The 15,220-nt window shown below is 45.1% G+C and carries 13 protein-coding genes; 11 read left to right on the top strand and 2 right to left on the bottom strand.

Going from position 1 to position 15,220, the window contains the following annotated elements; all coding sequences use genetic code 11:
* Window positions 1–205: 205 nt before the first annotated feature.
* From MNQ98_RS18965 to MNQ98_RS18950, 4 genes are all read left to right on the top strand, one after another.
* Window positions 206–1,093 (top strand): PRD domain-containing protein, encoded by an 888-nt coding sequence (locus MNQ98_RS18965; RefSeq protein WP_241929658.1) that lies wholly within the window; start codon window positions 206–208, stop codon window positions 1,091–1,093.
* The gene (locus MNQ98_RS18960; RefSeq protein WP_241929657.1) at window positions 1,093–1,590 is read left to right on the top strand and encodes a PTS sugar transporter subunit IIA; all 498 of its coding nucleotides are present in this window, start codon (window positions 1,093–1,095) and stop codon (window positions 1,588–1,590) included. The genes MNQ98_RS18965 and MNQ98_RS18960 overlap by 1 nt, the downstream gene beginning before the upstream one ends.
* Window positions 1,591–1,939: 349 nt before the next feature.
* Window positions 1,940–3,394 carry an N-acetylglucosamine-specific PTS transporter subunit IIBC gene (gene nagE, locus MNQ98_RS18955; RefSeq protein ID WP_241929656.1) on the top strand — a complete coding sequence of 485 codons (1,455 nt, stop codon included), beginning with the start codon at window positions 1,940–1,942 and terminating at the stop codon, window positions 3,392–3,394.
* 238 nt (window positions 3,395–3,632) lie between these two features.
* Entirely contained in the window at window positions 3,633–5,030 is a 1,398-nt protein-coding gene (locus tag MNQ98_RS18950) for an amino acid permease (protein WP_241933974.1), read from the top strand.
* 24 nt (window positions 5,031–5,054) lie between these two features.
* On the opposite strand, the gene MNQ98_RS18945 is transcribed toward MNQ98_RS18950, so the two are convergent.
* Entirely contained in the window at window positions 5,055–5,681 is a 627-nt protein-coding gene (locus MNQ98_RS18945; protein WP_208919079.1) for a LysE family translocator, read from the bottom strand.
* Window positions 5,682–5,955: 274 nt separating this feature from the next.
* Here MNQ98_RS18945 and MNQ98_RS18940 point away from each other — a divergent pair, with 274 nt between their 5' ends.
* From MNQ98_RS18940 to MNQ98_RS18910, 7 genes are all read left to right on the top strand, one after another.
* Complete coding sequence (locus MNQ98_RS18940; protein WP_208919081.1) at window positions 5,956–6,120, top strand: hypothetical protein; 165 nt, start codon at window positions 5,956–5,958, stop codon at window positions 6,118–6,120.
* A gap of 130 nt (window positions 6,121–6,250) precedes the next feature.
* Window positions 6,251–7,177 (top strand): Gfo/Idh/MocA family protein, encoded by a 927-nt coding sequence (locus MNQ98_RS18935; protein ID WP_241929655.1) that lies wholly within the window; start codon window positions 6,251–6,253, stop codon window positions 7,175–7,177.
* A gap of 76 nt (window positions 7,178–7,253) precedes the next feature.
* Window positions 7,254–8,123: a DUF72 domain-containing protein gene (locus MNQ98_RS18930; RefSeq protein ID WP_241933973.1), complete on the top strand. Its 870-nt coding sequence runs from the start codon at window positions 7,254–7,256 to the stop codon at window positions 8,121–8,123.
* 226 nt (window positions 8,124–8,349) lie between these two features.
* Window positions 8,350–11,226 carry a 2-oxoglutarate dehydrogenase E1 component gene (locus tag MNQ98_RS18925; protein ID WP_241929654.1) on the top strand — a complete coding sequence of 959 codons (2,877 nt, stop codon included), beginning with the start codon at window positions 8,350–8,352 and terminating at the stop codon, window positions 11,224–11,226.
* Window positions 11,227–11,232: 6 nt separating this feature from the next.
* Complete coding sequence (gene odhB / locus MNQ98_RS18920) at window positions 11,233–12,504, top strand: 2-oxoglutarate dehydrogenase complex dihydrolipoyllysine-residue succinyltransferase (RefSeq protein ID WP_241929653.1); 1,272 nt, start codon at window positions 11,233–11,235, stop codon at window positions 12,502–12,504.
* A gap of 197 nt (window positions 12,505–12,701) precedes the next feature.
* Window positions 12,702–13,784, top strand: coding sequence for a lactonase family protein (locus tag MNQ98_RS18915; RefSeq protein ID WP_241929652.1), 1,083 nt, complete (start codon window positions 12,702–12,704; stop codon window positions 13,782–13,784).
* A 120-nt stretch (window positions 13,785–13,904) separates the two neighbouring features.
* On the top strand, window positions 13,905–14,153 hold the full coding sequence (locus tag MNQ98_RS18910; RefSeq protein WP_241933972.1) for a YuzB family protein: 249 nt from the start codon (window positions 13,905–13,907) through the stop codon (window positions 14,151–14,153).
* Between the two features lie 80 nt (window positions 14,154–14,233).
* On the opposite strand, the gene trhO is transcribed toward MNQ98_RS18910, so the two are convergent.
* Window positions 14,234–15,130: an oxygen-dependent tRNA uridine(34) hydroxylase TrhO gene (gene trhO / locus MNQ98_RS18905; RefSeq protein WP_241929651.1), complete on the bottom strand. Its 897-nt coding sequence runs from the start codon at window positions 15,128–15,130 to the stop codon at window positions 14,234–14,236.
* Window positions 15,131–15,220 lie beyond the last annotated feature (90 nt).

Raw genomic sequence — 15,220 nt, 5'->3', positions numbered from 1 at the left:
GAAGTGCTTGCTTAACGACGATAAGTTGACGGTGTTATTGATATGGATTATGATGGATTTATATCATCCACATTGAAGTGGCGTGTTACCGTTTGCGGGCATGAGCCAAGGAGAGCCTTTTTCTTAAGGCCTTTTCTTGGCTTTTCTATTTTTAGTGAATCCTTCTGCCAAAATCGGTTTAAGCTTATAAGAAAGGGGGATGCGTATGAGCGGGACGGAAACGTTTAAGGTCATCCGGGTTATCGGCAATAACGTCGTAATGGTTCAAGGCGGCAAAAAAGAACTCGAGTATGTAATACTTGGCAAAGGAATCGGATTCGGGACCAAGACGGGTGATGCGATCACTTCGGATGATCCCCGCATCGAGAAGCTGTTTAAGCTGGAAGATCGGGAACAGTGGAGTCAGTATCATCATCTGCTGGAGGATTTCGATCCTAAAGTGCTCGAAATTACTGATGAAATTTTAAACAGCATCACTACAGAATTTCCGGGTAAACTGAATGACAAAGTGTATCTTGCGCTGCCTAGTCATATTCAGTTTACGATTTACCGTATCCGAAAAGGGATGGATATTATTAATCCGTTTCTGGAGGAGACCAAGATCAGCTTTCCAAAAGAATATGAAATAGCATTGAAGGCCGCAGAAATGATTGGCCGGGCTTTTAACATAGAGGTTCCGGAAGATGAGGTAGGCTTTCTTACGTACCATGTGTATTCAGCTGTAAGTCATGTTCCCGTTGGTCAGCTAGTTAAAGCTTCCAATATGGTGGGACGCCTTGTAAATATCATCGAGCAGGACCGCGGGATACAATTTAAAAATGGCAGTATGGACCATGTTCGGCTCCTCATGCATTTGCGGTTCTCCGTTGACCGAATATTAAACCAATCTGTCAACGTGGATAACCCGTTTGCGGAGCAGATCAAAAGTAAATTTACTAGTGAATACGGGCTGGCCAAACATCTTGCTGAAGTTATGGAACAAGATCTTGGCAGTCCTATTCCGGAAGCTGAGGTATGCTTCTTGGCCATGCACTTATACCGATTGTTTAGAGGACGTACACAACAAAGCAGCCAAGCTAAGGAGGAATTTTAATGTTTGAACGTTGGAAAAAGAAAACCGTAAATAAAGTCGAGGTTAAAGCCCCTCTTACTGGTCAAGCTGTACCTCTGTCTCAAGTACCAGATGAAGCATTTGCCGCAGGACATATGGGTAAAGGTATCGCAATTGAACCGTCGGAAGGACGTCTGGTTGCTCCTTTTGACGGCACCGTTGCGCATGTAATCAAAACCAAGCATGCCGTTATGCTTGAGGAGAAAGCTACAGGACTGCAGTATCTGTTCCATATTGGGATTAATACGGTAGGATTGAAGGGTGAAGGATATACGAGTCATGTCAGTGTTGGGGATTCTGTTAAAGCCGGTCAGACTTTGATCGAGTTTGACATTGACACCATTAAGGCTGCAGGATATCCGATTGTAACGCCGGTGATTGTCACGAATGCCGATGAGTTGGCTTCTGATGTTGAAGGACATACAGGAAGTGTGACTGCCGGATCAGATTCCGTGCTTAGCATCACCCTTAATTCCTAATTAGTTTTTTTTGTTGTTGACAATCCTGAGATACTGAATTAAGATAACAACATCAAATGAATACGTTTTAAGGCGTGTTACCATGAATTTGGGCATGAGCCAAGAAGATAGTGTGACTACTTTATGTAGTCATCGTTCTTCTTGGCTTTTTTTGTGGACTGCCGGGGGTTATGACAGCTAGAGACATGCGGCCTTGAAATGTTAAATACACTTCCCATAACAAGGAGGGGGTCGTCCTTAGATAGGATTGTTTAACCGGAGTAAAGGAACAAAAAGGTTATTCATTCGATGCATTATGTAAACGTTTTCAGTCATATGCTAAATTATTGAAATTGAAAGGATGATTGACATGCTGGCAAAATTACAAAAGCTTGGTAAGTCCCTCATGCTGCCTGTGGCTACACTGCCTGCAGCAGGTATTTTGCAAGGTCTTGGTATGATCGACTATCAGAAAGATATTCCTCTAGGTGTAGTCGGTGAGTTCCTTAATCAATATGTAACACCATTTATGACTTCGGGTGCATTAGCGATTTTGGAAAATTTGCCGATCATCTTCGCAATCGGTGTTGCAATCGGTTTCGCTGGAGATGCGGTTGCCGCGTTATCCGCTTTAATTGGTTATTTGGTGCTGGTCAGAGTAATGGACAAAGTGCCGCTGCAAATGCCTTTTATTGCAGATGATGTAAAGCTGAACATGGGAGTGCTTGGCGGTATCTTAGTCGGTATATGGTCTGCGTATTTATATAGTAAGTACCACAAAATTAAAATGCCTGATTGGCTCGGCTTTTTTGCTGGAAAACGGTTCGTACCGATCGTTACGGCTGCAAGTACGATGGTTTTAGCAGTTCTGGTCGGAATGATCTGGTACCCGATACAGCTTGCTATTGCTGACTTCGGTAACTGGATTGTAAGCCTAGGCGGTATTGGAGCATTTTTATTTGGTACCGCTAACCGTCTCTTAATTCCGCTTGGTTTACACCATGTGCTTAACTCGATTGCCTGGTTCCAAATTGGTGACTTCACGAATGCTGCTGGTCAGGTTGTTCAAGGTGACTTGACCCGATTCATGCAAGGAGACAAATCGGCAGGTATGTTTATGAGTGGATTTTTCCCGATTATGATGTTTGCCATGCCAGCAGCAGCACTTGCTTTCATTCATACGGCAAAGCCATCCAAACGTAAACTTGTTGGCTCCATCGTTATCGGTTCAGCTGTTGCTTCGTTCCTAACCGGTATTACAGAGCCGCTCGAATTCACCTTCATGTTCCTTGCTCCTTTACTATACGTTGTACATGCGATATTGACCGGTCTTTCGGGTCTAATCATGTACTTGCTGGATGTCCATTTAGGGTTCGCCTTCTCGGCCGGTCTGATCGACTATCTCTTATATCTGAAGCTGTCCACTAATGCATGGCTGCTCATTCCTGTCGGTCTGGCCTTCGGGGTATTGTATTACTTCCTTTTCCGGATCATCATCGTTAAGTTAAACCTGAAGACTCCAGGGCGTGAAGATGATGAGGATGAGACAGAAATGGATGCGGATAAAGGTAACGCTACTCCTGTATCTGCGGAATCGAAAGCGGCTAAAGTTCTTACAAACATCGGTGGAGCAGAGAACATTACGAGTATCGATGCTTGTATTACCCGTCTGCGTCTCGTGGTTAAAGACGACAAGGCTGTCAAGGACGCTGAGCTTAAAAAGCTGGGTGCTTCCGGGGTTATGCGTCTCGGTCAAGGTGCTGTACAGGTTGTGTTTGGAACGCAGGCTGAGTCTATTAAGGATGATATCAAGAAATTGTTGTAGAATCATACGAAAGAGCGGGCGTCATTGCCCGCTCTTTTTTGTGTTCCATCATTCAAAGCATGTTATGAAAACTAATATTGGAATACCCCGGCCAGCAAGCAAATTATACGCCCCAAAATCAGGTTATTAAGGATAATTTTCAAGATTGAAGGGGGGATTATGCACATAGCTGTCAGCACATAATGAAACGGAGCAGTTTGTTCTAATCTGGACATTGTTAACAAAGGGGGGGATTAACATCAGCGCTTCAGCTTCAAAAAAGTCAGGAGATAAAAGTGAACAAAATTTAAAATGGTGGCAGTTGTCGCTGCTTGGTGTAGCCTCAACGATCGGAACAGGCTATTTTCTTGGATCAGCTTTTGGAATTAAACTGGGCGGTCCGGCGGTTTTGATCTCTTTTGTGCTGGCAGCACTCGGTACGTTCATCGTGTTTGACGTTTTGGCACGCATGACGGCAGAGGATCCGCAAAAGGGATCTTTCCGTACATACGCCAAAAAGGCCCATGGGCGATGGGCCGGCTTTTCGACAGGATGGATGTATTGGTGCTCAGAAGTGTTAATTATGGGCAGCCAAATGACCGCTCTTTCGATATTTTCACAATTCTGGTTTCCAGACATACCCATGTGGTTGTTTGCTACGGGGTATGCTGTTTTGGGATTATTCGTCATTTGGATCGGGAATAAAGGCTTTGACCGTCTGGAAAATATCCTTGCTGTTATTAAAATTGCAGCGATTGTGATGTTCCTTGTGATCGCAGCTGTGGCATTGATGGGATGGCTTAAAGGTGGAATTCAACCGAAAGCTCCTGTGACTGGTTCCTTGTTCTTTCCGACCGGAGGATTAGGTTTATGGTCATCACTTATCTTTGCTTTTTACGCTTTTGGCGGCATCGAGGTTATGGGGGTAATGGCAGTAAGACTTAAGGATCCGAAAGAGGCGCCTAAGTCAGGCAGGGTGATGATTTTGATTTTGGCAATTATCTATGTGCTGTCGCTTGCTGCAGTCGTAACGATGGCTCCCTGGAACAAGTTTCCTACCACAAAAAGCCCGTTTATCTTCGCGTTAAGTTCGTACAATCTGCCATTTGTGCCTCATGTTTTTAATGCGGTATTGATTATTGCCGGTTTCTCGACCATGGTGGCTTCTCTGTATGCAGTAACGACGGTGCTCATCTCCTTGTCTGAGGATCATGATGCGCCTACACTGTTTTCCCGGAAAATGTTTAAACGACAGACTCCGATGTATGCATTAGGGCTTACAGCTGCGGGACTCGTTGCTTCGATTGTTTTATCCCTGCTTATGCCTGGAAAGATTTATGAGTATTTAACGACAGCGGCAGGATTAATGCTGCTTTATAACTGGTTTTTTATTCTGATTTCGGCTGGGAGGAATCTGGAATTGACCGTTTGGGGTCAAATTAAAAGGTATATCGGTATGCTTCTGATTCTGCTTGCTGTCAGCGGAACCTTGTTTCATGAAACCAGTCGTCCTGGATTTTGGATCAGTCTTGGCTTTATTGCGATTATAACTGCTGTAGTGCTGTTTATGCAGTCGGTGTGGCGGAAAGAGGAGAAAGAGAACCCTGATCAGAAAGAACGGAAACGTTCAAAGCTTCGTGCTAAACCGATTCGCTAGTACAGGTCACATTTAGAGCAATGCTTAAAAGAATAGCAATTTGATTGCTCTAAAGCCAAAATAAATGCCGAAACCGATCAAGGAAAGCCCGGAAATAATCGAAATGAATGTGATCCCGCGATTACTCAAATATTTACGGAAAGTACTAGCCATGGCTGCCATAAGAAAGTCCCAGATTAGAACACCAAAGATTACAGCAGCACTGTATAGTAGAAGATCACCCGTACCATAATCTGAAGCTGTCTTCACTAGAACAGAACCGTATATTCCAAGCCAGAACAAGATTGTCATTGGATTGGATAGAGACATGAGAAAACCGGACGACACCGATGACAACAGGGAATCCTCCTTTTTGTTTGAGCTTATCGTTACTTTACCGGCGCTAACGACACTTTCGATGCCAGTATAGATCAGAACGAAAGCCCCGAATAGCCAAAGAAAGGTTTGCATGAACGGGGTACTCAGAAAGTGAACAACACCCATATATACAAGAACCATATACAGGATGTCGGCCATCACAGCGCCCAGACCGAATAACCAAGCGTGCCAAAATCCCTTTTTCAGCCCCTTGTCCAGTTGGGCGGCATTTATCGGACCAACTGGGGCGGATAAAGAAAGTCCCAGAAAGATATAACTTAGAAAAAGACTCATTGTGTTCTCTCCCATCCGAACGAAATAGCTTGTACATGTAAACTCGTACCTATTATATTCAGACCTTTATAGTGGTAAAACCCGATGTTGGAAATAAATATGAAGCTAACAAGCCACGTATCTTTGTGTAGTTATAAAAATTAACACATATTATGATGTACATTTGATGTTTACTTAACGATTCTCGTGTATGCTTGGTAGTATCAGTGCTAAAAGTGAATTATACGAATCATCCAGATTCTTCACTCAGTTCAACGGAAAGCGGGGATAACATATGGCGACAGAACGTTTGCCGGATATAGACCGGTTTTTGAATCTGGTAGGTCATCTGGAAGAACGAATTCATTTATTAATTGAGAAGACATCATTAAGTGAGCAGGAGAAAAAGTTTATTTGGGATCACATCATGGTGGTTCCAGGTAAAAACGACGATTTATAAATACGCAGCTGTTATCTTGCTAATAGTTCTTGAAAACATGCCTTCTTCTGAGGTGTGTTTTTTTGTTTTCTATAATGATTGTTTATAATAGAAGAAAGATACTTATTCAGCTTATAAGGGGGCATTATACATGAAAGTGGGAATCATTGGACTTGGAGATATTGCTCAAAAAGCGTACCTTCCGATTATGGCGGGAATTCATGGAGTGGATTGGGTACTATCAACAAGAAATGAATCTGTTCTGGAACAAATGAAAGAAAAATACCGAATCACTCAGACTACCAAAACGATCGAGCAGCTGATAGAGACAGGAATTGATGCGGCTTTTGTGCATACATCGACCGAATCACATCCAGCAATCATTGAATCATTGCTGAATGCAGGCATCCATGTCTATGTGGACAAGCCAATTGCATATACATACGAACAAGCCAAAACTTTAACAGAGCTGGCGCACCAAAAGAATTGTGTACTCATGACCGGATTCAACCGCAGGTTCGCTCCAATGGTGTCTGCGCTTAAAGAGGTGAAAGATCGAACTTATATTTATATGGAAAAAAACCGTATTCATCAACCGGATTACGCGCGTCGTTTCATATTTGACGACTTTATCCATGTGGTAGATACGATCTCATATTTATCTCCTGGGACCGTTCGTGATGTCTCTGTTTCTCCAAAGATTCAGGATGGAATGTTGGTTCAAGTGATGATCAAACTTGAAGGAGATGATTATACATCTATCGGGTTCATGAACCGGGATAGCGGAATTACAGAAGAGCGGCTGGAAGTCATCAGTTCGGGTCAGAAGCACATGATCCGGGATCTTAATACTACAATTCATTTCAGCCAAGGAGAAGAGAAACACCGAGCATTTGGAGATTGGGAGCCGGTATTGAAGCGGCGCGGGTTTGATGACATCATCGCACGCTTTCTCAAAAGTGTTACGGGAGAGGTCCGGCAAGAGCCGTCTATGGAAGAAGCACTGGAAACACATCGTTTGTGCGAGATTATTGTGAAAAAGGCAGAAGAGAATGGAGCTATCGTCTGGAAGCTCTGACTTTTGAATGCGCAAAAAAAAGGTTAATAACGAAAGACGGTTGTTCTAATACCTAGTTGATATGGAGAGGATAATGATGCCGAGAGAGGAATCCATTGGCAACCGGATCCGTATTGGATTGTCTGGGTGGGGAGATCATGATGATCTTTACGAAGAGGGCACCAAGGCGGCAGAGAAGTTGAGGGCATATACACGGCACTTTCCTATTATCGAGATGGATAATTCGTTCTATGCGATTCCGGCCCCGGACCGGATGGATAAATGGAGTGCACAGACCCCGGATGATTTTGGCTTTATTGTCAAAGCCTATCAAGGTATGACAGGTCACTCGCGCGGCAAAAATCCTTATTCGGATATGAAAACGATGTTTGAGGTCTTTAAAGAATCAGTGAACGTGTTAATGCAGCAAGAAAAGCTAAAGACGGTTTTGTTCCAGTATCCGCCTTGGTTTGACTGCGAGCGAAAGCATGTCGAAATTCTAAAGCGTACTCGGGAATGGATGGACGGCTTTCCGGTCGCGCTCGAATTCCGCAATCAGAGCTGGTTTGTATCAGAATACAGGGAGAAGACGCTGCAGTTCATGCGGGATGAGGGTTGGATTCACAGCATTGCCGACGAACCGGAAGCGGGGATCGGCTCTATTCCCATCGTGCTTGAACCGACGCAGGGGTATGCAACGATGATCCGTCTTCACGGACGTAATGCCTCTGGTTGGCATGCAAGTGGAGAGGCCAATTGGCGTGAGGTACGATATTTGTACCGTTACAGCGCTGAGGAGTTGGAAGAATGGAAACAAAATTTGTTCACTTTGCTACATTCTACGAAGGAATGCTGGCTGATCTTTAACAATAATTCGGGTGGGGATGCTGCAGCCAACGCGAAGCAGTTAATGGAACTTCTTGGATTGGACACCGGTCCTGTTCCTATCAGACAGATGGAATGGTAAATAAACATTAATTGATGGTTATTTATCCTTTTAATGTAAAGCGGAAGGGTTTGTTTGCTCTTTGATAACAGAACCGTCACGAAATTGACGCAAATTGATCTGTTTATGAGATGATAATTATATAAAAAGGCTATTTTCGGTATGGTGGTTAAGTGTATTATAATGAATTTGTAAGAAGAATTTCCGTCCATGAACTATCAAAATAATCTGACGGAGGGAGTCAGCGATGAAGACCCTTGACAGAATGACAGAGGGACCATGGCAGAAATATCACGGTCCAAATTTAGGGTACATTCAAGACCAGTATGAAAAGTTTCTAAAAGATCCACAATCCGTGGAGCCGGCATATCGTGAACTGTTTGCCAGCTGGGGATCTCCTCCATCTTTGCCAAACAAAGAAAAGAAAGCGGATACGCAGGTATCCGGCGGTACATTTGACCGCAATCTACTGAAAAAGGGCGTGAATGCCGGTAAGCTGGTGTGGAACATCAGAACTTACGGTCATCTTGCCGCAGACATTGATCCGATTGGTATCGGAACGAAGGTAGACACACGTCTTCTTCAACCTGAAACGTACCAGCTTAGCCAAGCGGATTTGACAGCCCTGCCTGCAGAAATCGTTTGGGAAGAAGCTCCCGACGATGTGAAGAATGGGTGGGAGGCGATCCAAAGGCTGCATCAGATATATACAGGAACGATCGCCTATGAGTTTAGTCATGTACATGAAGAGGAAGAGCGGAATTGGCTGAACAGCCAGGCCGAATCAGGTACCAACCCGGCACCGTTGAATGGGAACGAGAAGAAACACCTGCTGAAGAGATTGCTTGAAGCGGAGCAATTCGAAGAATTTTTGCATCGCACGTTTGTGGGTGCAAAGCGCTTCTCTATTGAAGGTAACGATGCACTCATCCCTATGCTGGATGAGATCGTACGGGAAATGGCCCATGCGGATGTCAGATCTATTTTGATGGGTATGGCTCACCGGGGACGTCTGAATGTGCTTGCTCATGTTCTGGGCAAATCTTACAGTAAAATTTTCTCGGAGTTCCTGAACTCGCCTAACAAACACCTGGTACCTTCTGAAGGATCCATGGGAATTAATTACGGTTGGACCGGCGACGTGAAGTACCACCTTGGAGCAGATCGCTTCCTTAAGGAAGAAGATGCGCATGAAGTTCGTATTACACTTGCGAATAACCCGAGTCACCTCGAGTTTGTTAATCCGGTCGTTGAAGGGTTTGCTCGTGCAGCCCAAGAAGACCGTAGTAGACCAGGATACCCGAAGCAGGACGTTAACAAAGCAGCGACGATTCTGATTCATGGTGATTCTGCATTCCCTGGTGAAGGAATTGTAGCAGAGACGCTCAACTTCAATAAGCTTCCTGGATTCCGTAACGGCGGTACGATTCATATCATCGTAAACAACCGTATCGGCTTTACAACAGAAGGCAAGGATTCACGTTCCACATTTTACGCCAGTGACCTCGCTAAAGGTTATGAAATCCCGATTATTCACGTGAACGCTGATGATCCGGAGGCATGTATCGCTGCTGCTCGTCTTGCAAGCGAATACCGCAACAAGTTCAAGAAGGATTTCCTGATTGACCTCGTCGGTTACCGCAGATACGGCCATAACGAGACAGATGATCCGGAAACGACTCAGCCGCTCATTTACCAAAAAGTTAAACAGCATGACACCGTTGCCAACCTGTATATGAAAAAGCTTGTTGGTGGAAAAGTCATGACTCAAACAGATGCTGGTGAATTAAAGGCAAAAGTTCAAAATGGTTTGAAGGATGCTTATGACAGCGTCAAGTCGAAAGAGCCAGTGGATCATGTGCTTCTGAGTATGAACCCGACCGGCGATAACAGTAAGCCGAAGGCTAACACAAGTGTATCGGCAGAAACGCTCCGTGCCATAAATGCCGAGCTTCTTCAATGGCCTGAAGGATTTACAGTTTATCCTAAACTTCAACGTATTCTTGAACGCCGCAGCACTGCGCTTCAAGATGGTGAGAAAGTAGATTGGGGACATGCCGAAACGTTGGCGTTTGCCTCCATCCTTGCTGATGGGCAGCCGATTCGAATTACGGGACAAGATGCGGAACGTGCCACGTTTGCACACCGTAACCTTGTTCTGCATGATTCAGTTGATGGAACAACGTTCTGTCCGCTGCACCAATTGTCACATGCCAAAGCTTCATTTGCTATACACAACAGTCCGCTTTCCGAGGCTTCGGTATTGGGCTTTGAGTACGGATATAACGTATACTCGCCTGAAACATTGGTGATCTGGGAGGCCCAGTATGGTGACTTCACGAACTGTGCCCAGGTTATCATTGACCAGTTCATCACATCTGGACGTTCCAAATGGAGACAGAAATCCAGTCTCGTGATGATGCTTCCGCACGGTTATGAGGGACAGGGCCCTGAGCACTCCAGTGCCAGACTTGAAAGATTCCTGCAGCTTGGCGGTGAAGACAACTGGACTGTTGCAAATCTGACAAGTTCAGCTCAATATTTCCATCTGCTTCGCAGACAGGCTTCTATCGTGAATACCGAAGATGCCCGTCCGCTTGTACTGATGGCTCCGAAGAGCTTAATTCGGAATCCGCGGGTAGGATCACCGGTAACCTCATTCAGTGAAGGCTCCTTCCAAGAAGTTATTGAGCAACCTGGACTTGGACAATCGCCGAAAAAGGTTGAACGTCTCGTACTGTGCTCTGGTAAAGTAGCTGTAGATCTGGAAGAAGCGATCGATAAGAAGAAAGATGAGGATCATTCCTGGCTGCATGTGCTTCGTGTAGAGCAATTGTATCCGTTCCCGAAAGAGGAAATTACCCGGATTATGAAGCGGTATCCGAATGTGAAGGAAATCCTCTGGGTTCAGGAAGAGCCACAGAACATGGGTGCATGGAGTTACATGGAACCGAGAATTCGCGAAATCGCACCGAAGGGTACTGAGGTTCGTTACAGCGGGCGTCCAGAACGTTCAAGCCCGGCGAGCGGGTATCAGGATGTACACGTGTACGAACAACAAACAATCATTTCTTTTGCCCTTAATCGCAAAACTATAAATCAACATATCTCATTGGGGAGGTAAGCGGCTGTGAACGAAATAACTGTACCAGCTATGGGCGAATCTATCACCGAAGGAACGATATTTAAATGGCATGTCAAAGAAGGGGATAGCGTTAACATCGGTGATGTTCTGCTCGAGTTAGAAACGGATAAAGTCAATCTTGAAATCAGTGCGGAGGCAAGTGGTGTTGTGCAAAAAATCCTTCGCCAGGAAGGGGACAACGTAACGATCGGTGAAGTCATCGGTCAAATATCCCCAGAAGAAGGAGTAGGTAACGAGCCAGCAGCACCAAAGGCAGCTGAGGCTCCGGCACCTGCACAAGCAGAAAGTGAAGCTGCTCCAGTAGAGCAGCCTAAATCGCCAGCACCTCCGGCAGAAAGCGGAGACGGTTCAACACCGCCGGCTTCACCTGCCGCACGTAAACTAGCGCGTGAGCGCGGGATTGATCTGGACCAGGTACAGGGCCGCGACCCAATCGGTCGTATCTACCATGAAGATGTGAAAAACCACTCTAATGGCGGAAGCAAGACAGCAGCGACTGAGAGCAAGTCTGTAGCACCAGCAGTGGCTTCATCGGCTCCGGCTGAGAACCCTGCCAAGCCGACAGAGCGCCAGCGTATGTCTCGTCGCCGTCAGACGATCGCTAACCGTCTAGTTGAAGCTCAGCATACAGCAGCCATGCTGACTACATTTAACGAAGTTGACATGACCGCCATTCTGGACGTTCGTAAGCGCCGGAAAGACGCTTTCAAGGAAAAGCATGATGTAAGTTTAGGGTTTATGTCCTTCTTCACCAAGGCAGTAGTAGGAGCGTTGAAGCGTTATCCGCTGCTAAATGCAGAAATTGATGGCGAGGATATCATTCTTAAGAAATTTTATGATATCGGTATTGCAGTTTCGGCTAAAGAAGGTTTGGTTGTACCTGTTGTTCGTGACGCCGATCGCTTGGGCTTTGCTGAGATCGAGAAGGAGATCGTTGATCTCGCAGGCAAGGCACGCAGTAATACGTTATCTCTGTCTGAACTGCAAGGTGGAACCTTTACGATTACGAACGGCGGTGTTTTCGGCTCGCTCCTCTCAACTCCAATTTTGAACACTCCACAAGTTGGTATTCTGGGTATGCATAAGATCCAGCTTCGTCCTGTGGCTATAGATGCGGAACGTTCCGAGAATCGTCCGATGATGTACATCGCACTTTCTTACGATCACCGTATCGTTGATGGGGCAGAAGCGGTACGTTTCCTTGTAACCGTGAAGGAACTGCTTGAAGATCCGGAATCTCTCTTGTTGGAAGGTTAATGAACTACTGTTAAAGGCTGTCCTGCAGATTTCTGTCGGGCAGCCTTTTTGTTGGCTAGAAACAGTGACAGCTGCCACGCAATTGAATGGTAATATGGAAAAAGCGGGATTGATTTCTTCGAACCGGGAAGTGTAACATGAGTAAAGAAGTGTACATGCCCATCTCAAGATGGCAGTGTGAAAGGAGAGGTATAACAATGGAAACAGCTAAGGTTAGCCGGACGTTGGTATTTACGGGCTCATATGCAGAAACTGGTGAGAACGGTATTTGTGTTTATTCATTTGATCAAGTCAGTGGTGAATTACAGCTGCTGGATCAAAGTTCAGGAATAAAGAATCCTACTTTCCTCAATGTGGATACGGTGACAAACCGTTTATATGCGATTGGAGAGGTATCAGAGAACGGAGGAAAAGTCGGTGAAGTGGTGACGTTTGATATCGATCCTTCATCAGGGCGATTGAATCAATTAAGCCGCATTCACGGAAGCAGTAGTTCAACGTGTCATATTCAGAGGGATTTGGAAGATAAGTACCTGATCGTATCAAGCTATCACGGAGGTCGGGTGAGTTTATTGTCCTTGGATGACAACGGTGTGGCAGATAGGCTGTTGGATGAGCAGTACCACGAAGGACACCGTACTGATGCAGAACAGCAACCTAGAGCGCATTCAGCTTTTTTCAGTCCCGATGGTAAATACATATTTGTTCAAGACCTGGGTCTAGACAAAATTATCGCATACCAAATCAATAAAACTGATAACAAGCTAGAGTTTCATGGGGAGACTCAGCTTTCGCTGGGATCAGGTCCGCGCCATCTTGCTTTTCATCCAAGTGGTAAATATGCTTATGTAATTAATGAATTGAATTCAACAGTTACGGCATTCCGTTATGTGTCAGAAGAGGGACGACTGGAGACGATTCAAACGATCTCTACATTACCTGCTGATTTTACTGGCGAAAGCTATTGTGCGGAGATTGCCGTTTCAGAAGATGGACGTACCGTTTACGGTTCCAACCGGGGGCATGACAGTATTGTGGTCTTTTCCGTAGATGCAAGCTCCGGTGAGCTAAGCCCGATACAGTATATCTCCACAGAGGGAGGACACCCGCGTCATTTCTCTTTGATGCCTGAAGGTAAGTTTATGATTGTGGCGAACCGTGATGGTAACAATCTAGTATTGTTCACAGTTGACCCTGAGAATGGGACGCTACAGTTTACTGGAAAGACAACAGAGAAATCCAAACCAGTGTGTGTTAAACCGGCTGTATTTAAGGTGTGATGTTATCTTAGGGATCACCTTTATTCGTAGCGTCTCATGAGATACATTGACAAAAGCATCTGAATTCCTCATAATAAACTGACGTATTTCTATACTAGAATTCAGGTGATCAAAATCATGATGGGTATCGTTGTAGTGGAAGTGTGCGACAGCAACTTGATGAGCACCTTGGATCTGGAGCACTTAGAAGAACTGTATCCTGAAATTGCGGTTCTTCGCGCGGATTGCATGAACCTTTGCGGTCTGTGCAAGCTTCGACCTTATGCTCTGGTTAATGGTAAACGCGTATTCGGTAAATCAACTGAAGAATGCGTGGACAAAATCAAAGCTGCCATTGAATCCGAACTGGCTGTCTTTCATGATAATTAATCGTCTACAGGACGTTTATAACAAAACGGCATGCTCGCTTTAATAAGCGGCATGCCGTTTGTGTTTAAGTGTCAAATATATTATCCTGCAGCAACGGTTTCTTCACACGTATCAGAGCAGAAGCCTTGGTGCAGCTCTTCACATTTTTCACAGCAGATGTGCTGCAGATGACAAGCATCATTGGCACAGTTAATGTAGCGGTCTTCCGGCTCACCGCAATGATGGCATTTACCTACAATAATATCTTCATCCGTATGATTGATCGGCACGGATATACGCTCGTCAAATACATAACATTTACCGTCAAAGAGACGCCCTTGAATTTCAGGATCTTTACCGTAGGTTACGATACCACCATCCAGCTGAGCGACGTCTTGGAAACCTTCTTTCAACATGAACCCAGTAAGCTTCTCACACCGGATACCGCCGGTGCAGTAAGTAAGAATGGTCTTGTCTTTATACTGACTCATATTTTCACGAATCCACTCAGGGAACTCACGGAACGATTCAACATCCGGACGGATGGCGTTTCTGAAATGACCGATATCATATTCGTAGTCTGTGCGGCCGTCGAGAACAATGACATCGTCCTGCTGGAGCTGCTCGAAAAATTGTTGTGGGGAGAGGCGTTTACCGCTAATCTCATTCGGATCTAATTCATCATCCACTCGGAATGTAACGAGTTCTTTCCGGTGTCGGACGAACATTTTGCGGAATGCATGTCCCTCGGAAGGGTCAACCTTGAATACCATATCTGCAAACAGTGGATTGGATATCATGTCCCGCATATACTGTTCCGTCTGTTCAACCGTACCGGATACCGTACCGTTAATGCCTTCAGAAGAGACAAGAATACGGCCTTTGAGTTCGAGATCCTTGCAGTACTGCAAATGCTCGCTCTTAAAGGCTTCGGGATCCGAGATATGGACGAATTTATAATATAATAAAATTTGATAGGACTGTTGTTGTTCAGTCATGAATGATCACCTGTTCTTTTTGGGATTTCGGTTAAGAGCATACTTATAAAATTGTAGTGAATTCTTGTCATTTAGTCAACTTTAATGTAT

The sequence above is a fragment of the Paenibacillus sp. N3/727 genome (genome assembly GCF_022637315.1).
GTDB classification, from domain to species: Bacteria; Bacillota; Bacilli; order Paenibacillales; family Paenibacillaceae; genus Paenibacillus_AQ; species Paenibacillus_AQ uliginis.
Note: the sequence above shows the minus strand (reverse complement) of the source record. Positions and strands in the feature narration are given on the sequence as shown.

What these genes read in the sequence shown, in the direction of transcription:
- MNQ98_RS18960 (WP_241929657.1), top strand. Translation starts at nt 1,093, where the DNA reads ATGTTTGAACGTTGGAAAAAGAAAACCGTAAATAAAGTCGAGGTTAAA.
- MNQ98_RS18935 (WP_241929655.1), top strand. Translation starts at nt 6,251, where the DNA reads ATGAAAGTGGGAATCATTGGACTTGGAGATATTGCTCAAAAAGCGTAC.
- MNQ98_RS18915 (WP_241929652.1), top strand. Translation starts at nt 12,702, where the DNA reads ATGGAAACAGCTAAGGTTAGCCGGACGTTGGTATTTACGGGCTCATAT.
- MNQ98_RS18925 (WP_241929654.1), top strand. Translation starts at nt 8,350, where the DNA reads ATGAAGACCCTTGACAGAATGACAGAGGGACCATGGCAGAAATATCAC.
- MNQ98_RS18945 (WP_208919079.1), bottom strand. Translation starts at nt 5,681, where the DNA reads ATGAGTCTTTTTCTAAGTTATATCTTTCTGGGACTTTCTTTATCCGCC.
- MNQ98_RS18965 (WP_241929658.1), top strand. Translation starts at nt 206, where the DNA reads ATGAGCGGGACGGAAACGTTTAAGGTCATCCGGGTTATCGGCAATAAC.
- MNQ98_RS18940 (WP_208919081.1), top strand. Translation starts at nt 5,956, where the DNA reads ATGGCGACAGAACGTTTGCCGGATATAGACCGGTTTTTGAATCTGGTA.
- trhO (WP_241929651.1), bottom strand. Translation starts at nt 15,130, where the DNA reads ATGACTGAACAACAACAGTCCTATCAAATTTTATTATATTATAAATTC.
- MNQ98_RS18910 (WP_241933972.1), top strand. Translation starts at nt 13,905, where the DNA reads ATGGGTATCGTTGTAGTGGAAGTGTGCGACAGCAACTTGATGAGCACC.
- MNQ98_RS18930 (WP_241933973.1), top strand. Translation starts at nt 7,254, where the DNA reads ATGCCGAGAGAGGAATCCATTGGCAACCGGATCCGTATTGGATTGTCT.
- nagE (WP_241929656.1), top strand. Translation starts at nt 1,940, where the DNA reads ATGCTGGCAAAATTACAAAAGCTTGGTAAGTCCCTCATGCTGCCTGTG.